The 18,416-nt window shown below is 65.0% G+C and carries 18 protein-coding genes; 9 read left to right on the forward strand and 9 right to left on the reverse strand.

Annotated features, from left to right (window positions below; genetic code table 11):
- The first annotated feature begins 13 nt into the window (after positions 1-13).
- From E1N52_RS03210 to E1N52_RS03220, 3 genes are read left to right on the forward strand one after another with little or no spacing between them, the layout of a single operon-like run.
- On the forward strand, positions 14-3,154 hold the full coding sequence (locus tag E1N52_RS03210) for a DUF802 domain-containing protein (protein WP_133180116.1): 3,141 nt from the start codon (positions 14-16) through the stop codon (positions 3,152-3,154).
- Entirely contained in the window at positions 3,151-3,798 is a 648-nt protein-coding gene (locus E1N52_RS03215; protein ID WP_133180118.1) for an OmpA family protein, read from the forward strand. The genes E1N52_RS03210 and E1N52_RS03215 overlap by 4 nt, the downstream gene beginning before the upstream one ends.
- Positions 3,788-4,435 carry a DUF2894 domain-containing protein gene (locus tag E1N52_RS03220; RefSeq protein WP_133180119.1) on the forward strand — a complete coding sequence of 216 codons (648 nt, stop codon included), beginning with the start codon at positions 3,788-3,790 and terminating at the stop codon, positions 4,433-4,435. Before E1N52_RS03215 ends, E1N52_RS03220 begins: the two co-directional genes overlap by 11 nt.
- Before the next feature lie 5 nt (positions 4,436-4,440).
- Here the strand turns inward: E1N52_RS03220 and E1N52_RS03225 are convergent, their stop codons facing one another.
- The 3 genes from E1N52_RS03225 to E1N52_RS03235 form a co-directional block, all read right to left on the reverse strand.
- Positions 4,441-5,562 (reverse strand): 3-deoxy-7-phosphoheptulonate synthase, encoded by a 1,122-nt coding sequence (locus E1N52_RS03225; RefSeq protein ID WP_133180121.1) that lies wholly within the window; start codon positions 5,560-5,562, stop codon positions 4,441-4,443.
- Positions 5,563-5,742: 180 nt separating this feature from the next.
- A complete protein-coding gene (locus tag E1N52_RS03230) occupies positions 5,743-6,750 on the reverse strand; it encodes a sterol desaturase family protein (RefSeq protein WP_133180123.1) in 1,008 nt (335 codons plus the stop codon).
- A 13-nt stretch (positions 6,751-6,763) separates the two neighbouring features.
- On the reverse strand, positions 6,764-7,750 hold the full coding sequence (locus tag E1N52_RS03235; protein WP_133180125.1) for a YVTN family beta-propeller repeat protein: 987 nt from the start codon (positions 7,748-7,750) through the stop codon (positions 6,764-6,766).
- A gap of 237 nt (positions 7,751-7,987) precedes the next feature.
- On the opposite strand from E1N52_RS03235, the gene E1N52_RS03240 reads away from it, so the two are divergent.
- Both E1N52_RS03240 and zwf read left to right on the forward strand, forming a co-directional pair.
- A complete protein-coding gene (locus E1N52_RS03240) occupies positions 7,988-9,313 on the forward strand; it encodes an Nramp family divalent metal transporter (RefSeq protein ID WP_133180127.1) in 1,326 nt (441 codons plus the stop codon).
- A 228-nt stretch (positions 9,314-9,541) separates the two neighbouring features.
- Positions 9,542-11,017 carry a glucose-6-phosphate dehydrogenase gene (gene zwf, locus E1N52_RS03245; protein ID WP_133180129.1) on the forward strand — a complete coding sequence of 492 codons (1,476 nt, stop codon included), beginning with the start codon at positions 9,542-9,544 and terminating at the stop codon, positions 11,015-11,017.
- Between the two features lie 57 nt (positions 11,018-11,074).
- Here the strand turns inward: zwf and E1N52_RS43975 are convergent, their stop codons facing one another.
- Both E1N52_RS43975 and E1N52_RS03250 read right to left on the reverse strand, forming a co-directional pair.
- On the reverse strand, positions 11,075-11,224 hold the full coding sequence (locus tag E1N52_RS43975; RefSeq protein WP_165979326.1) for a hypothetical protein: 150 nt from the start codon (positions 11,222-11,224) through the stop codon (positions 11,075-11,077).
- Between the two features lie 77 nt (positions 11,225-11,301).
- Positions 11,302-11,718: a MarR family winged helix-turn-helix transcriptional regulator gene (locus tag E1N52_RS03250; protein ID WP_133180547.1), complete on the reverse strand. Its 417-nt coding sequence runs from the start codon at positions 11,716-11,718 to the stop codon at positions 11,302-11,304.
- A 203-nt stretch (positions 11,719-11,921) separates the two neighbouring features.
- Here E1N52_RS03250 and E1N52_RS03255 point away from each other — a divergent pair, with 203 nt between their 5' ends.
- Positions 11,922-12,986, forward strand: coding sequence for an alcohol dehydrogenase (locus tag E1N52_RS03255; protein WP_133180548.1), 1,065 nt, complete (start codon positions 11,922-11,924; stop codon positions 12,984-12,986).
- Positions 12,987-13,313: 327 nt separating this feature from the next.
- Entirely contained in the window at positions 13,314-15,449 is a 2,136-nt protein-coding gene (locus tag E1N52_RS03260; protein WP_133180131.1) for a tetratricopeptide repeat protein, read from the forward strand.
- A gap of 43 nt (positions 15,450-15,492) precedes the next feature.
- Here E1N52_RS03260 and E1N52_RS03265 read toward each other — a convergent pair whose 3' ends face one another.
- The 4 genes from E1N52_RS03265 to E1N52_RS03280 all read right to left on the reverse strand — a co-directional run bounded on the left by E1N52_RS03265 (position 15,493) and on the right by E1N52_RS03280 (position 17,135).
- A complete protein-coding gene (locus E1N52_RS03265) occupies positions 15,493-15,711 on the reverse strand; it encodes a hypothetical protein (RefSeq protein WP_133180133.1) in 219 nt (72 codons plus the stop codon).
- A gap of 141 nt (positions 15,712-15,852) precedes the next feature.
- The gene (locus E1N52_RS03270) at positions 15,853-16,134 is read right to left on the reverse strand and encodes a hypothetical protein (protein ID WP_133180134.1); all 282 of its coding nucleotides are present in this window, start codon (positions 16,132-16,134) and stop codon (positions 15,853-15,855) included.
- A complete protein-coding gene (locus E1N52_RS03275; protein ID WP_133180136.1) occupies positions 16,115-16,633 on the reverse strand; it encodes a DUF2778 domain-containing protein in 519 nt (172 codons plus the stop codon). The genes E1N52_RS03270 and E1N52_RS03275 overlap by 20 nt, the downstream gene beginning before the upstream one ends.
- A 19-nt stretch (positions 16,634-16,652) precedes the next feature.
- Positions 16,653-17,135, reverse strand: coding sequence for an Hcp family type VI secretion system effector (locus E1N52_RS03280; protein WP_133180138.1), 483 nt, complete (start codon positions 17,133-17,135; stop codon positions 16,653-16,655).
- 312 nt (positions 17,136-17,447) lie between these two features.
- Here E1N52_RS03280 and E1N52_RS03285 point away from each other — a divergent pair, with 312 nt between their 5' ends.
- Together E1N52_RS03285 and E1N52_RS03290 are read left to right on the forward strand one after the other, a co-directional pair.
- Positions 17,448-17,795 (forward strand): DUF1330 domain-containing protein, encoded by a 348-nt coding sequence (locus E1N52_RS03285; protein ID WP_133180140.1) that lies wholly within the window; start codon positions 17,448-17,450, stop codon positions 17,793-17,795.
- Positions 17,796-17,952: 157 nt separating this feature from the next.
- On the forward strand, positions 17,953-18,414 hold the full coding sequence (locus E1N52_RS03290) for a hypothetical protein (protein WP_133180142.1): 462 nt from the start codon (positions 17,953-17,955) through the stop codon (positions 18,412-18,414).
- Positions 18,415-18,416 lie beyond the last annotated feature (2 nt).

The following is an 18,416-nucleotide window of genomic DNA, read 5'->3' on the forward strand; positions in this document are numbered from 1 at the left end:
TATGTCCCGCGCTATGTCCCGTTTTCGCATTGAACCTGTTGTCTTCGTCGTGGGTCTCGCCGCCGTGTGCTGGATCGGCGCCGGCTACGCGGTCACGAACCCGCTTGCGAGCGCCGTCACGCTACTGATCGGCGCGTGCTATGTCACGGGCGCCTGGGAGCTTTATCGCTTTCAGCAGGCCACGACTACGCTCGCCCAGGCCATCGCGCAACTGAACACACCGCCCGCGCGCCTCGCGGGCTGGCTCGACACGCTGCATCCGGGCCTGCGCAACGCCGTGCGCGCGCGTATCGAAGGCGAGCGCGTGGCCCTGCCGGGCCCGGCGCTCGCGCCCTACCTCACGGGCCTGCTCGTGCTGCTCGGCATGCTCGGCACGCTGCTCGGCATGGTCGTCACGCTCAAGGGCACGGGCGCGGCGCTCGAAAGCGCCACCGACCTCGACGCCATCCGCGCCTCGCTCGCTGCGCCTGTGAACGGCCTCGGCTTCGCGTTCGGCACCTCGATTGCGGGTGTGGCCACCTCCGCCATGCTCGGCCTGCTCTCCGCGCTTTGCCGCCGTGAGCGCATCGAAGCCGGGCTGCAGCTCGACGCGAAGATCGCGACGACACTTCGCGCCTTCTCGCCGGCCCATCAGCGCGAAGCCTCGTTCAAGCTGCTGCAGCGCCAGGCCGATGCCATGCCCGCGCTGGTCGACAAGCTCGGCGCGCTGATGACGCTGATCGAACGCCAGGGCGCCGCGCAGCACGAACAGCAGATCGCGACCCAACAGGCCTTTGCCGCAAACGCCGAAGCCGCCTGGAGCCGCCTCGCGGCTTCCGTGGGCCAGTCGCTCAAGTCGAGCGCCGCCGAAAGCGCACGCGCCGCGGGCGCGGCGCTGCAGCCCGTCGTCGAAGCGACCATGGCGGGCCTCGCGCGCGAATCGGCGTCGATGCAGGGCGCGCTCACGCAGGCGGTGCAGCAACAGCTCGAAGGGCTCTCGCGTGGCTTCGAGGCGTCGACGACAAACGTGGCCGACATCTGGAACCGCGCGCTCGCGCAGCACCGCCAGACCAATGAGGCGCTTGCCGCCGACCTGGGCGGCGCGCTGGAACGCTTCAACGCGAGCTTCGAGCAACGTGCCTCGGGCCTGCTCGACGGCGTGTCGACGCGCTTCGAAAGCGCATCGGGAACGATGTCGCAGGCATGGCAAGCGGCGCTCGAACAGCAAGAACGCGTCGGCGAAAAGCTCGCCGACGGCAACCAGCAGGCGCTCGCCACGGCAGCGGCAGCGTTCGAGCAGCATTCGGCGTCGCTGCTGCGCGCGGTCGATGCATCCCACGCGGACCTGCAGACGAAGCTCGGCGCGCGCGACGAAGCACGCCTCGCGAGCTGGGCCGAAGCGCTCGCGGCGGTGGCCGCCACGTTGCGCACGGAGTGGGAAGCGACGAGCGCGGTTTCGGCACAACGTCAGCAGGAAATTTGCGCCACGCTCGCACAAACCGCGAACGATATCGCCGCGCAAGCGCAGCAGCACGCCAGCAAGACGATCGCCGAGATCGATCGTCTGGTCGATGCTGCCTCGGAAGCACCGAAGACCGCAGCAAACCTGCATGCGGAAATTTCCGCGCGCGACGATCAGCGCATCGAAACGTGGACCGCATCGCTCGCGACGATGGCCGCTGCGCTGCGCAAGGAATGGGAAGAGACGAGCGCGGCAACCGCCCAGCGTCAGCAGGAAATCTGCGCCACGCTCGCGCAAACCGCGAACGATATCGCCGCGCAATCGCAGCAACACGCCAGCAAGACGATCGCCGAAATCGACCGCCTGGTCGATGCCGCTTCGGAAGCGCCGAAAGCCGCAGCAAACCTGCACGCGGAAATTTCCGCGCGCGACGATCAGCGCATCGAAACCTGGACCGCATCGCTCGCGACGATGGCGGCCGGGCTGCGCAATGAGTGGGAAGAGACGAGCACGGCAACCGCCCAGCGTCAGCAGGAAATCTGCGCCACGCTCGCACAGACCGCGAACGAAATCGCTACGCAATCGCAGCAGCAGGCGAGCAAGACGATCGCCGAAATCGATCGTCTGGTCGATGCCGCCTCGGAAGCGCCGAAGGCCGCCGCGAACCTGCACGCGGAAATTTCCGCGCGCGACGATCAGCGCCTCGAAACGTGGACCGCATCGCTCGCGACGATGGCCGCCACGTTGCGCACGGAGTGGCAAGAAACGAGCGCGGCAACCGCCCAGCGTCAGCAGGAAATCTGCGCCACGCTCGCGCAGACCGCGAACGAAATCGCTACGCAATCGCAGCAGCACGCCAGCAAGACGATCGCCGAGATCGATCGTCTGGTCGATGCCGCTGCCGAAGCGCCGAAGGCCGCCGCGAACCTGCACACGGAAATCTCCTCGCGCGACGAGCAACGCCTCGAAGCTTGGAGCGCGTCGCTTGCCGCGATGTCGGCTGCATTGCGCACGGAATGGGAAGCCACGAGCGCGGCAACCGCGCAGCGCCAGCAGGAAATCTGCGCAACGCTCGCCCAGGCCGCCAGCGACATCACCACGCAATCGCAGGCCCATAACGCCAGCACGATCGCCGAAATCGGCAGCCTCGTGCAGGCCGCGTCGGCCGCGCCGCAGGCCGCAGCCGAAGTCATCGCCGAGCTGCGCCAGAAACTCTCGGACAGCATGGTCCGCGACACCGCGATGCTCGACGAACGCAACCGCCTGCTCGCCACGCTCGAAACGCTGCTCGACGCCGTGAACCGCGCCTCGACCGAGCAGCGCTCGGCGATCGACGCACTCGTCTCCACGTCGTCGGATCTGCTCGAGCGCGTGGGCGGCCAATTCAGCGCGAACGTCGAAGCCGGCAGCGGCAAGCTCGGCGCGATCGCCGCGCAGGTCAGCGGCAGCGCCGTGGAAGTGGCGAGCCTCGGCGACGCGTTCGGCGCGGCCGTGAGCGTGTTCGGCGAATCGAACGACAAGCTCGTGGCGCATCTGGAGCGCATCGAGGCCGCGCTCGACAAGTCGCTCGCGCGCAGCGACGACCAGCTCGCCTACTACGTGGCGCAGGCGCGTGAGGTCATCGACCTGAGCATGCTGTCGCAGAAGCAGATCGTCGAGAACCTGCAGCAACTCGCGAGCCAGCGCGCCGCAGCCGGAGTGGATGCGGCATGAACGACGAAATCGACGGCGGCGCGGCCCCCGCTGCGCCGGTCTGGCCCGCGTTCGCCGACCTGATGTCGGTACTGCTGGGCGCGTTCCTGCTGATCCTCGTCGGTGTGGTCGGCATGCAGCTCGAACTGTCGAGCCGGCTCGCCAACGAGGTGAAGCAGCGCAAGGCCGAAACCGAACGCCGCAAGACGCTCGAAGAAGCGCTCGCGGGCCCGCTCGCGGCAGGCCGCGTGACGCTCGTGAATGGACGCATCGGCATTAGCGGCAGCGTGCTGTTCGCGCTGAACTCGGACCAGTTGACGCCGCAAGGCCACGATCTGCTCAAGAGCCTCGCCGGGCCGCTCACGGCGTACCTGAAGAGCCGCGACGAAATCCTGATGGTGAGCGGATTCGCCGACGACCAGCAGGTGCACGCAGGCAACCGCCGCTTCGCCGACAACTGGGAGCTTTCGGCCGAACGCGCGCTGACGGTCACGCGTTCGTTCATCGACGCGGGCGTTCCCGCGTCGTCGGTGTTCGCGGCCGCGTTCGGCTCCGAGCAGCCGGTGAGCGCCAATTCGGATGAAGCCGGCCGCGCGAAGAACCGCCGCGTGGAGATCGCGCCGGTGCCGCGGCCGACCGTCGGCGAGGGCAAGCATGGTCAATGATGCGGGCCTGCAGGTCGAACGAACCGCCGAGCCCGACGCCCGCGCCCTGCTCGATGCCTGGCGCGCCCGCGGCGCGGACCAGCTCGACCCGGTGCGCTTTCACCTCATCGAGGCGCTCGAACGCCGCGCCGCTGCACACGCGGGCGAAGCGCGTCGGCTCATCGACGCGCGACTCGCACAACTACTTAAAGCCTTTTCAGACGACCTCGCGCGCGAGGCATCGAAAATTACGCACGGGCTCGAAGCAGATACGCAGAGAAGCGAACTGGGCCGCCTCGTCGATTCACTCGCGCGCGCGGAACCCGCGCAACCGGCGACGCGCGTGCGGCACGAGCCGGACCCGGAGCTGGTCGAATACTTCCGGCAAACGTGGTCGCGCGTGCGATCAGAAAAGCAGTTGCGGCAGTCGCTGGACCAGGTGCCCAGAAACGCGGGGCCGCTCAATTCGAGCAGCCTCGTGCATCGCGCGCTCTCGCTGATGCGAGAAGTGTCGCCGGGCTATCTGCAGCAGTTTCTCGCCTATGCCGATGCGCTGTCGTGGCTCGAGCAGTTGAATGCGAGTGTGGGGGTGGCGGCGCCGGTGAAGGAGGCGCCGCGGGCTACGTCTGCGAAGAAAGGCTCGCGCAAGGGGCGTTAGCGCCCTCAGCCCGCCTTGCGGCGCTCGCGCACGGCCTGGGCCAGCCCGTCGAGCACGGGCGCCGTCTGCGCCCAGCTGATGCACGCGTCGGTGATCGACACGCCGCGCTTGAGCGGCACGCCCGGCTTCTGGTCCTGACGCCCCTCTTCGAGATGGCTCTCGATCATCACGCCGACAATGCGCTTGTCGCCGCCCGCCAGCTGCTCGCCGATATCGCGCGCCACGTCGATCTGGCGCTGATGCGCCTTGTTCGAGTTCGCGTGCGAGCAGTCGATCATGACCTGCTCGCGCAGCCCCGCCTTCGCCAGCGAAGCGCAGCACGCCGCCACGGAAGCCGCATCGTAATTCGGCCCGCTCTTGCCGCCGCGCAGGATCACGTGGCAGTCGTCGTTGCCGCGCGTTTCGAAGATCGCGGCCATGCCCATCTTCGTCATGCCCATGAACGCATGGCTCGCGCGCGCCGCGACGATGGCGTCGGCGGCCACCTGCACGCCGCCGTCGGTGCCGTTCTTGAAGCCGATCGGGCATGAGAGGCCCGAGGCGAGCTGCCGGTGGCTCTGGCTTTCGGTCGTGCGCGCGCCGATCGCGCCCCACGCCACGAGGTCGGCAATAAACTGCGGGCTCAGCAGATCGAGGAATTCCGTGGCCGTGGGCAGGCCGAGCGCGTTGATGTCGAGCAGCAGCTGACGTGCGGCGCGCAGGCCCTCGTTGATGCGGAAGCTGCCGTCCAGACGCGGGTCGTTGATGTAGCCCTTCCAACCCACCGTGGTGCGCGGCTTCTCGAAGTACACGCGCATGACGATCAGCAGGTCGTCCTCGAGCGTATCGGCCTTCGCCTTGAGCAGCTTCGCGTATTCGATCGCCTGGTCGTGGTCGTGGATCGAGCACGGGCCCACCACCACCACGAGCCGGTCGTCGCGCTGCGCGAGCACTTCGGCGATCTCGCTGCGGCTCGTTTCGACGAGCGTTTGCGTCTCCTGCGGCACCGGCAGTTCGTCGAGCAGCAGCGCGGGCGAGATGAGCGGACGCACCGCGCCGATGCGCGTGTCGTCGATGCGGGTCGTGTCCTGGGTGGCGTCGGCCACGCCGACTTCCTGGTCGTGCTGCGGATTGTCGATACGGCTCAAGATGTTCTCCAACTGCGCTTTTGACGCGCGCATCATGCATGTGTGGGGGATGAATGCGCGATTATCGCATCCGGCGCGCCGTCGGTATCCCGAAACAGCATCGCGAGACGTCATCCTGAAACGCAACGAGGCGGCCCGAAGACCGCCTCGCACGAGGAACCGCAACGAACGACGCGAAGATTAGCGCGCCGCGCCGCCCATCGGATACCCCTTGCCCGCAAGGCGCCGCGCGATGCGCACGAGCGCAAGCCATTGCTGCGCGAACAGGCCTTCGCCATAGTCCGCGCCCCGGCCGTGCGGCACGGGCAGCTGATCGCGAATGCCGGTCGGCTCATGCTCCTTGTTCCACGACGCCGTGCGGAACATCACGTCCCACCATGGAAACAGCACGCCGAAGTTGCAGCCGTAGCGCGTGCCTTCGTGGCCATAGCCGATTGCATGATGGCGGCGATGAAACGCCGGGCTCACCACGATGCGCTCGAGCAGCCAGCCAAAGTCGAGCCGCGCGTTCACGTGCTGCACGCTTTGCATGAAGTTGCTCACGGCCACGAGCACGACGAACTGCGAGGGCGGCACGCCGATAAAGAGCGAGATACCCGCAAAGAACGCGGCCTGAATGATGTCGTCGATGAAATGGTTGCGATCGTCGCACCACAGCGACATCTGCTGCTGGCTGTGATGCACGGCGTGCAGTTCCCACCACACGCCGAAGCGATGCTGCCAGCGGTGATACCAGTAGCCCGCGAAGTCGAGCACGACGAGATAGATCAGGAACGACACGATCGGCTTGTCGGTCACGCCGGGCCAGAGGCTGTCCACGTCGATGTTCGGCACGCTGTAGATCGCCATCAGGCTCTGCCAGTGATTGAACAATGGCGTGAGCAGAAAGAAGAACGCGATATTCAGAATGCCGAGTTTCGCAATCCACGTGTACCAGACGTCGGCGCGCAGCGCGCGGCGATTGCCCCAGTCCTCAGCGGGCCGCAGCGCTTCGAGCGGGCGCAGCAACACATACGAGGCACAGATCTGAAGCACGCCGACGATCACCCAGTAGAGCGCGTCATAGGTGTCCTCGTCGTAGCCCATCAGGCCGACCTTGTAGAAGATCGGCTGCACCACGTCCACGTAGACGAGCGTCTGCAGCCACGAAACGAGGTTGTCGGCCTGCGAAATCAGCGTATCGAGCATCGAGATTCCTCAATCAATCCGGGTTCGGCGCGTACACGGGCGCGCTGTTCGCGAAGTAGATACCGTGCGGCGAGCGGCCCACCGCGATCGTATCGATCAGTTTGCGCGTATTCAGGTCGATGATGCCGACGTGCTTCGCGAAACGGAACGTCACCCAAAGGTAACGCTTGTCAGCCGAAAGCTCCATGTCGTCGGGACCGGGGCGCAGGCCCGTGATGTCGGCGACTTTCGTGAGCGTGGTGTAGTCGAGAATGCTGATCGTGCTCTCCACGCGATTCGACACGGCGATATGTTTGCCATCGTCCAGATTGCGGAAGTTATGCGCGCCGCGGCCGGTCTGGATCTTTTTCACGACCGTGCGGTTGTGCCAGTCCACCACGGCCACGTTGTCCTCACCCGTCATGCCGACGAGCAGGTACTTGTCGCCCGGGGTCATCCACAGGCCCGCAGGCGTGTTGCCCACGTGCAGCTTCCAGAGCACCGTTTGCGTCGGCAGATCGATCGCGGCCACTTCGCCCGTGTCCTGCAGCGTGACGAACGCCGTTTTGTTGTCGGAGGCGAACGTGATGTGGCTCGGCGTTTTCGCGAGCGGAATGCGCTTGGCGATCGTGAGGTTCTTGCCGTCGTAGTGATAGACGTCCACACGGTCGAGTCGCAGGCCCGCGGTCACGAACCATTTATGGTCGGGCGAAAAGCCGAGCTGGTACGGATCTTCGATCCCTTCCAGGCGGCTCTGCACCTGCCCCGTATGCGGGTCGAGGAACAGCAGGTCGTTCGACACCGAATCGGCGACGATGAGCGACTTGCCGTCGGGCGTGATCATCAGGTGGTGCGGTTCCTTGCCCGTGGGCTCGGTGCCGACCACGGTGCGGCTTGCCTGGTCGATGAGCGAGAGCTTCGCTTCGCCCGAGTCGAGCACGATGACCTTGTCGTCGGCGTGGGCGAGTGCGCCCCATGCGAGGCCGCCCATCAGCAGCGCAGTCGCGAACGGTTTTTTCATACGGACCGGTGTAAACGAAAAGATCGGGAATTCAGGCATTTCGTAAGGGAAAGAGAGCAGCGAAGGCGCGCCGCGCCGGTTTGTGCTGAGATATCGCCAAGGCAGGCGCGCGGATTGCCTGCTTAACGCGTGAGGGCCCGATTCCGATGACGCACTTTCAACGTATTCACACATGCTCGATGCGTGCCACAGGGCGATGGGCTGCGCCATCAGACCCCGGCGCGCGTGAGAAGTTGCATGGATCATCGCGCCCGCGATGACGAGGTGCAGCGCGCCCCCGACGGCCTCACCCGCAACACGGCCGCCGCGGTGCGCGAAGCGCTCGAAGGACGCCGCCGCGGCGTCGCCCTTCTGCTGCCGCTCGCTGGTCCGGCCGTGGTCATCTCGGTGGCCTATATCGACCCCGGCAATATCGCGACCAACATCCAGGCCGGCGCGCGCTACGGCTACGCGCTGCTCTGGGTCGTGCTGCTCGCCAACGTGATCGCCATGCTGTTTCAGGGGCTCTCCGCGAAGCTCGGCATCGCCACGGGGCGCAATCTCGCCGAACTGTGCCGTGACAGCCTGCCCACGCCGCTCGTGTGGCTCATGTGGGGCGTGAGCGAAATCGCGGCCATGGCCACCGATCTCGCCGAATTCCTCGGCGGCGCGATCGGCCTTGCGCTGCTCTTTCATCTGCCGCTGATCGCGGGCATGGCAGTGACGGCCGTCGTGACCTATGCGCTGCTGTTTCTCGAGCGCGCGGGCTTCCGGCCGCTCGAACTGCTGATCGGCGCGCTCGTGGGCGTGATCGGCATTTGCTATGTACTGGAGCTTTTCATTACGCCGATCGAGTGGCAAAGCCTGCTGCGCCACCTCGCCACGCCACGCCTGCCCGACGCGCAAGCCGTGACGATCGCGGTAGGCATCATCGGCGCAACGGTCATGCCGCACGCGCTCTTTCTGCATTCGGGGCTCACCCAGGCGCGTGTGCTCGCACGCAACGACGCCGAGCGCAAACGCCTCGTGAAGTTTTCTAACGTCGAGGTCGTGGTCGCGCTTTCGGTGGCCGGGCTCATCAACATGGCGATGGTGGTGATGGCCTCCGGCGCGTTCCACCAGGGCTACGCGGATGTCGCCGAAATCGAGACCGCCTACCGCACGCTTGCGCCGCTGCTGGGTGCGGCGGCCGCCAGCATCTTCCTCATCTCGCTGATCGCCTCGGGCATTTCGAGTTCGGTGGTCGGCACCCTCGCGGGGCAGATGATCATGCAAGGCTTCGTGAACTTTCGTATTCCGCTGTGGCTGCGCCGCGCGGTGACGATGGTGCCGAGCTTTGTCGTGGTGGCGCTGGGCGTGAACGCCACCGACGCGCTCGTCATGAGTCAGGTCGTGTTGAGCCTCGCCCTGCCTTTCCCGATGGCCGCGCTCGTGTGGTTCACGTGTCGCGGCGACGTGATGGGGCCTCATCGTAACCGCGCGCTCACGGCTGCGGCAGCCGTCGCGGGCGCGGCCGCGGTACTCTCGCTCAATATCGTGCTGGTGCTCACGACCATCGGCGTGGCGGTGCCGGGGCTCGGGTGAGGATCGGCTCGATGCCATACGATGAATGCATGAACGGCCGGTCGGTTTATCGACGACAGGCGTCTCGCGCGACGCCTCGTTCGCGCCATGCGTGCAAACTCGCGCGAAACCATGCACCATTAGCGTTTTCGCCGCGCCCCGCTCTTGCGCCGGGTGCGGGTTCTGCAACCGCGCGCTAGCGGTCGTGCTCAACAACGTTGCCCGAGCGCGCGTCACCTCCGACCTGCCATGACGAATCAGCCTGCCCAAGCCTTGCCCGAACAGCCCGTCGACATGATCATTTTCGGCGGCGGAGGCGACCTGGCCGCGCGCAAACTGCTGCCCGCGCTCTACATGGCGCACCTGCACGGCAACCTGCCGCCGGAAACGCGCATCATCGCCGTGGGCCGCAAGAACTGGACGATCGACGACTATCGCAAGTTCATGGAAGAGCAATCGCGTCCGTTCATCGACGCGAAAGCGTTCGACGCGCAAGCGTGGGACCGCTATCTGAACCTGTTCCAGTACGTGATCATCGACGTGAACGATCCCGGCAACTACGCGAACCTGAAGGCGGCGTCGCGCGAGCATGCCCTGCGCGTGTTCTATCTCTCGACTTCGCCGGAACTGTTCACGACGATCTGCGACAACCTCACGGCGGGTGGTCTGATCGACGGCAGCTCGCGCGTGGTGCTCGAAAAGCCGCTCGGCCACGATCTCGCCTCGGCGAAGGAGATCAACGAGTCGGTGGGCCGGCATTTCTCCGAATCGCAGATCTACCGGATCGACCACTATCTGGGCAAGGAAACGGTGCAGAACCTGATGGTGCTGCGCTTCGGCAACCCGATCTTCGGGCCGCTGTGGCAGGCGCCGTATATCCGCAGCGTGCAGATCACGGTGGCGGAAACGGTGGGCGTGGGCAGCCGCGCGGGCTTCTACGATCACACGGGCGCGCTGCGCGACATGGTGCAGAACCACCTGCTGCAACTGCTGTGCATCGTGGCGATGGAGCCGCCCGTCTCGCTCGACCCGGACGCCGTGCGCGACGAAAAGCTCAAGGTGCTGCGCTCGCTGCGCCCCATGTCGCTCGCCGATATCGCACGCGACACCGTGCGCGGCCAGTACGCGGCGGGCGCCGTGGACGGCCAGCCGGTGAAGGGTTATCTGCAGGAAGACAACGTGCCGGCCGACAGCAAGGCGGAAACGTTCGTCGCACTGCGCGCGCACATCAACAACTGGCGCTGGGCCAACGTGCCGTTCTTCCTGCGCACGGGCAAGCGCATGCAGAAGCGCCAGTCGGAAATCGTGATCGAATTCGCGGACCTGCCGTTCTCGATCTTCCCGAGCGGCCCGCGCAATTACGGCAACCGTCTCGTGATCCAGCTTCAGCCGGAAGAGTCGATCCAGCTGCAGATGCTCGCGAAGGAGCCGGGCAGCGGCATGAACATGCTGCCCGTGAGCCTGAATCTCGACCTGCAGCAGGCCATTCCCGAGCGCCGCGCGGAAGCCTACGAGCGCTTGCTGATCGACGTGATTCGCGGCCGCCTCACGCACTTCATGCGCCGCGACGAACTGGAAGCCGCATGGACGTGGGTCGAGCCGATTCTCGACGGCTGGAAGGAACTGAACGACCGCCCGCGCACTTACACGGCGGGCACGTTCGGGCCGGCGGCATCGTCGGCGCTGCTCGCGCGCGAAAGCATGTCGTGGGCCGAAGAGATGTAATGTGAAGGACCGCGAGCGCCGCGCTTCATGCGGGGCGCTCGCAGCATGCTTTTGGCTTTACTGGTCGCCCGAATCCGGACGAAAGAGATCGAAGCCGGCGAACACGATCACGCCGCTGAGCGCAATCAACGGCACCGAATGGCGCCCGAAAAAAAGAACCGCGGCCGCAAGCCAGGTTGAAATACAGAAAGCGCCGATGCGCCGCATGATGCCACTCCCTACTCGTTAATGCCCTTCTGAAGCGTTGCTGCGCATAACGCGTGCCGCGCGATTTCAGCCCAACATCAGCCCAGCGTCGCGCGCGCCGTGCGCAGACGCGACACCGTATCCACGAACGCCTCGCCGCCGAGCGTGCGCTTCAGGCGGCTCGCGACCGTCGCGCTCGCCGCATTGAGCGCCTCGCGGATCGCGATGGCCTGCGCCGTGGGCACGATCGCCACTTCGCGGCCGTCGCCATCCGTACGCTGGCGCTCGACGTAGCCGCGCGCCTCCAGGCCGTCGAGCACGCGCGTGGCCGTGGGGCGCGCGATGGAGAGCAGATCGGCCAGTTCGCGCTGAGGCAAACCGGGACGCTCCAGCACGGCGCGCAGCATGAAACCCTGCGGCGGCGTGAGTTCGAAGCACTCGAAGGCTTGCGCCCATTCGCGCTCGAGGCGCCGCGCGAGCGCCGTGGTGTTGAAGTAAAGGCAATGATCGAACATGGCCACAGAATACCCCAATATAGTTAGCTATGCAACGATCTACGCCGAAAGCGCATGTCTGCCCGCTGACAAATCAAGCGCGCAGCAGCACAAAATAGAACGACCGGACGAATTTGGATCGCATCGGCTATGATGCAAAGACGCCGCAATCGTCTGGCCGGGCATGGCCGCCGTACACAACACTCACGGAGACATCGATGCAAATGCGCTGTTACTGCGTTATCCATCATGGCAAGCCGCTCGAGCTGGTCGAGCGCGACGTGCCCGAGCCCAAAGGCACCGAGGTCTTGCTGCGCGTGAAGGCCGCTGGCCTGTGCCACTCCGATCTGCACATCTGGGAGGGCTATTACGACCTGGGCGGCGGCAAGAAACTCTCGCTCGCCGATCGCGGCATCAAGCTGCCGCTCACGCCGAGCCATGAAATCTGCGGCGAGGTCGTGGCACTTGGCCCCGACGCGCAAGCCGCGTCGGAAGCGCTCGCGAAGGGCACGTCGGCAGTCGTGCATCCGTGGATCGGCTGCGGCGCATGCGCGGCCTGCAATCGCGGCGAAGAGAACATCTGCTCGAAGCCGCAGTCGCTTGGCGTGCTGCGCGACGGCGGCTTTGCGGATTACGTGATCGTGCCGCATCCGCGCTACCTCGTGGATCTCGCCGGCCTCGATCCCGTGAAGGCCGCGCCGCTCGCCTGCGCGGGCGTGACGACGTATTCGGCGGTGAAGAAGTTCGGCGCGCGTATCCACGAAGGCCCCGTGGTCGTGATCGGCGCGGGCGGGCTTGGCATGATGGCGCTCGAAGTGCTCAAGGCGATGGGCGCACAAGGCGCGATCGTCGTGGACGTGGACCCCGCCAAGCGCGAAGCCGCGCTTGCGGCGGGCGCGCTCGCTGCCATCGATGCGCGCGCGGACGACGCCGTGCAACAGATCATCGCAGCAACGGGCGGCGGCGCACGCGCGGTGCTCGATCTCGTGGGCGCGACACCCACCGTCAAGCTCGCACTCGACTCCTGCGGGCGCGGCGGTCACGTGGTGATCGTCGGGCTCATGGGCGGCGACCTCACGCTCTCGCTGCCCATCATCCCGATGCGGCCGCTGAGGATCGAGGGCAGCTACGTGGGCACGCTGCCCGAGCTGCGCGAACTCGTGACGCTGATGCGCGAAGGCAAGATGCAGCCCTCGCCCGTCTCCACGCGGCCGCTCACGGAAATCAACGAGGCGTTCGAAGCGCTCGTGCAAGGCAAGGTGGTCGGGCGGCAGATACTGGTGCCCTGATGCGTTTCATCGCGCGCGGCCTGGTTCGGCGCGCGCGATAGAAAATCATTCGGAATTCGAATCAATCGGAGAGATCGACCCACGGCGTCGATAACCCTCCTGCGCGCGCAAGCGCCCGAAACGTCCCCTTGCGGTCTACCCCGGGCGCTCGCTCCATTTTGCAAGCCATCTGCAAGCTTTTGCGGGCCAGATGCACCTATCGCCCGAATAAGCGCACCGGATGCGCTCAATTCGCGCCGTTGACTGCGCACGAGCTGTCGTAATCTCGACACTGCCGCATAGTCCGTGTCGCCCACGCGCCGCGCCCCGTCTCTTACGATTTTCACTGTGACCATTTCGACGCCCTTCGCGCCCGCCCTCGACGACATCCTGCGTGAAGCCAATGCGCACTGCGAAGCGCACCGCTTTGCCGACGCGCTCGCATTGCTCGAACCGCATGTCGGCGGCCAGCACGGGGCAACGGACGACGCCGCGCTCGCGCCGGCGCTCAATCTCGCGGCCCTGAGCGCAATGGGCACGGGCGACGCGGCGCGCGCCCAGGCGTTGTGGCAGCGCTGCCTCGCGGCAAAGCCCGACTTCGCGCAGGCATACAACGGTCTCGCCGCACTCTTTGCGGCGCTCGGCGTCCTCGACCAAGCCCAGGCGCTCTATGAACGGTTGCTGAGCCTCACGCCCGCCGATGCCGACGCGCGCAGCAACCTGGGCGTCGTCCTCCAGCGCCAGGCGCGCCACGCAGAAGCCGAAGCCGCTTTTCGCGCCGTGCTCGCTGACTGCCCCACTCACGCCGACGCCCACTACAACCTCGGCCTCCTGCTGCAAGGACAAGGCCGCCACGCAGAAGCCGAAAGCGCGCTTCGTGCCGCCATCGCTGCGAATGCGCGCCATGCGAAGGCGTACAACGCGCTGGGCACACTACTGCGGGACAAGTCGCGCGGCGACGAAGCCGCCGAGGCCTTTCGCCAGTCCCTGCTGATCCACCCGCAGTATCCGGAGGCGCTCAACAATCTCGCCACGCTGCTCAAGGCATCCGGCAAGCTCACCGAAGCGGAACTCGCGGTGCGCCTCGCGCTGCAGATTCGCCCCAATTTTGTCGATGCGCTGAACAACCTCGGTTGCGTGCTCACCGACCTCAAGCGCGTGCCCGAGGCGGAGGCGGCTTTCCGCCAGACGCTCGCACTCGCGCCGAACCACGCCGAAGCGCAGTACAACCTCGGCGTCGCGCTGCATACGCTCGAGCGGATGCCCGAGGCCGAAGCGGCGTATCGCGAGACGCTGCGCCGCCTGCCGGGCCGCGTCGAGGCTTATAACAATCTCGCCTGTGTGCTGATGGCGCTCGGCCGCCGCGCCGAAGCGCTCGATGTGCTGCACGAAGCCATTGCCGTGCGGCCCGATTTCGCCGAGGCGCACTTCAATATCGCGAGCCTGCACAAGGAATACGGCCGGCTCGACGAAGCGGAAGCCGGCTACCGCCGCGCGCTCGACGCGAACCCGGAATACGGCGACGCGAAATTCCGCCTCGCCACGCTGCTCATCAGCATGGGCCGCTTCGAAGAAGGCTTCGCGCGCTACGAATGCCGCTACACCATGCCCGGCTTCGTGCATCACGCGACGCAACGTCTGCTGCAGTGTCCCGGCTGGCAGGGCGAGCCGCTCGCCGGCAAATCGCTGCTGCTGTGGCAGGAAGACGGCCTCGGCGACATGCTGCAATTCGGTCGCTATGCGCGCGTACTCAAGGCACAGGGCGCGGCGCACGTCGCGTTCGCCTGCCAGCCGCCCCTGCAGCGGCTCTTTCGCGGCGTGGAAGGCATCGACATCGTGCTCGACCATGAAGCCGGCGCGGCCGCATCCGGCCAGTTCGACTGCTGGGTGAGCCCGATCAGCGTGCCTCACCGCCTGGGCACGACGCTGGAGACAATCCCCGCGCCGCTCGTCTACACGCCCGAGCCGGCGCTCGTCGAGCACTGGGGCGAGCGCCTCGCCGCGCTCTCGCCGGGCCCGCGCATCGGCATCATCTGGAAGGGCAACCCGAAGCATTTCAACGACGCGCACCGCTCGCTGCCCTCGCTTGCCGCGCTCGCTCCGCTCTGGAACCTGCCGGGCGTGCAGTTCGTGAGCCTGCAAAAAGGTCAGGGAGAAGACGAAGCGCAGAATCCGCCTGCAAGCCTGCCGCTGCTGCATCTGGGCACCGACGTGCGCGATTTCGTCGATACCGCGGCGATCATCGCGCAGCTCGATCTCGTGATTTGCGTGGATACGTCCACGGCGCATCTGGCGGCGTCGCTCGGCAAGCCGTGCTGGGTGCTGCTGCCGCAGTACGACCTGGACTGGCGCTGGATGCACGAGCGCGAAGACTCGCCGTGGTATCCGGGCACGATGCGCCTGTTCCGCCAGCGCATGAACGAAGCATGGAGCGCCGTTGTGGAGCGCGTGCGCGTGGCGTGTGCGGAGCGCTTCGGCGTTTGAGTATTCGCGGAGCTTAGGGGGATGAGAGAGGCGCTCGCGCGCCTCAATCCCAGATGTTGCGGAACGCCACTGCGGTGATCACCGGCACGCACATGACGAGCGGAATGGCGAAGTACGGAATCTCCAGATCGACGACCCACTTGTAGACGATCCAGCCGATACCCAGCGCGAGCGTAAGCACGCCCACGAGCGCGGTGAGGGTGTTCAGCAGCCACTTGGGCGGCTGCTTGCGCGCGGGTTTATTCTCGGGTGACGGGTTCATGGCGGCGGCGAAAGGCGAAAACGTCTCGATCCGGAGGGCGAATGACGGGTATTTTACTCTCAGAGATGCCCGGCGATTGACCCACGCCACAATAGACATTTGCATGGACATCGCCGCTCGAACCTGAGCGGATCGTCACGGTTAGCCTCGGGCCGTCATGCCCCGGCGCTTTGTCCAGTAGTAGCGCCAGATTTTGACGATCGTCGCATATAGAAAAAGCGTAACGACGAGTTCTGCAATTAGCATCACTGGAATGTAGAGATCGTCCGGATCCCGGATACCCATGCGGTTTGAAACAGATAGCCACACGGAAAGCTGGCGCTCAGGCATCCGCAGCGGATACGTATGGACATAGCGAACGGAAAGCAAAAACAAACTGACGAACAATGTCACTTTGGCGAGCCTACGGGCAAGTGTCGCCATATGCTATTACCTCGATGGTTCCATAAGCGCGAAGCCCCGAGTTACGAGCCGAGACGGCAGGTGTGTGCAACAGAGCCTGCCGGATCCTCGCGAAATCGGCATAACTCGGCAAAGTGATGCAGCCTAACGAGATACCGCGGCCTCCAGCCGGATGCAAGCGGAAGTGCCCGCGCTCTATGCCTTTAACCCAGGTGAAATCGTCAATCTTGTCGTCGTCTCGGTAAAGCGCGAACCACTCTGAATGATGAGAAGGGATACCAGTGACGGTATTCCACGCATCTTTGGTCCAGGTCCAGGCCTGCGACCCGACTCCACCTTTAGGCCGGTCCACTATCCAGTATCGACCGGAAGGGATCGGACCGTTGTCCGGAATTGCCGTACACCCTCCCCGGTTACGATATATACCGTTACCCGAGAATGCACTAAACGTTCCGACTCCGCAAATCGCCAAAGGCGAGAAAGGCGCGTCGTTCACGAGGAACTTCCCTTGCAGGGCCATTTGACGCCTCTCCCAATAATCAGCGCTCAGTCCATGCGTCGGTGTGTTTTATGTTTCCGTCCGTGTAGTGCCACGTGATGCGATCGTACATCATGGAAACACATTCAACGTGATTCAGCGCCGATGCTTGTGCTAGCTTGATATTAACCATACCGGGATTGACACCAGTGATTTTCACGCCCTCCAGGAGCATGATGAAATACACCTCTTCCTTGCCGGCGTCATTTATGCGATACCACTTTATTTCCGCTGATTTCAGCGTTTGCCCTCTAGATACTGCTTTATAAAGATAAGGGCTGGAGGCATCAAATTCCTTCTCGATCACCATCGGCGCATGCGTGCGCGCACCGGTTACTTTTCCGGCGATGCTGTCCACGGGAAGGTTGACTCCGTGACTGAAGCTGATGATTTCGATACTCCCTTCACGACTTTCAACCGTCGACGAGCCCCTGATATCTGCGCCACCATCATCTTTAAGCCATAAATGAGCAGGAATTGGCATATCGAAATACTCCCTGGAAAAGCGAATGAGCCTCGCGCCACAACCGGGCCATTTGAACAGCCATGCGCGATTAGAACGGCGAACCCACACTTCTACCCGAGGGAAGTCTCCTGTGCAATGAAGATGCAATGGGAATTAGGTAAATCGCGCCTTAGCCCGATACAGGTCAAGAAAAAAACCTTTCGAGACAGGATTAATCGAGAGGAGGGGCCACCGCACCCGCGGTCTTTACCTCCCAGGTAATCGATTCCCTGCCCGTCGCGCCCTATTCTCGCAAGCGTCGACCCACCCTTCACGCTCACGAGACCTGCCATGACCGCCTACGCCATTGCCCATCTGCGCGACGTCGAACCTTGCCCCGCCATCGTCGAATATCTGGAGAAGATCGACGCCACGCTCGCCCCCTTCGGCGGCCGCTTCATCATTCACGGAGGACGCGTGGAGCGGCTCGAGGGCAAGTTTTCCGGCGACCTCATCATGATCGAATTCGCGAGCCGCGAGATCGCGCGCGCGTGGTATCGCTCGAGCGCCTATCAGGCGATCCTGCCGCTGCGCGCGGAGCACTCGCGCGGCGAAGTCTTCTTGATCGATCAGGTCGAGATGCCGCATCGCGCGACCGACGTGCTGCGTCCCGCTCACGAAAACGGCTCCGCAGAGTGAAAGCATTTCGTTAGCTGAAGATCGGCAGCGATTGGTTTTCGCACAGCACGTTTGCAAAGGAAATTCATCGCATGCAAACGTTTTCGTGCGTTTCACAATTCTTTCTTCAACGACGGCGAAACTGTGCGCGACCCATCCCCACAGAACGGATGCGCACATGAGAATACGCCTTCAAAAACGCGTGTCGACGACCCTGTCGACCGCGGTGCTCGTTGTACTCGCAACCATCATGCTCGATGCATGCGGCCCGGGCGACAGCTCGTCGGCCGCTTCGTCGACGCCGGATACCTCGGAAAGCCAGAGCGCCGCAACGCAATCGCCATTGGCGAATAGCGCGCGGATCATGCCGTTGCCGACGCCCGACACGAACACGGCGGCGAACACGTTGGCAAACGCGTCGACGAACACCTCGACGAACCCGAGCGCCATACCCGCTTATGGCGCGAACGCGGCAACCGCCGCGAACACCGCGAGCGACCCCGTGCAAGGCGCACAGGCGAGCCTCGCCGCCGACAGCGACCAGGTCACGCCAGTCTTGAGCTACGCGCCAGGAGACAGCGCGCAGACCCAGGCCAGCAACGGCAACGATCCCAGCAGTCCCGCAACATCCAGCCATTGAAG

Source organism: Paraburkholderia guartelaensis (assembly GCF_004353905.1).
GTDB classification, from domain to species: Bacteria; Pseudomonadota; Gammaproteobacteria; order Burkholderiales; family Burkholderiaceae; genus Paraburkholderia; species Paraburkholderia guartelaensis.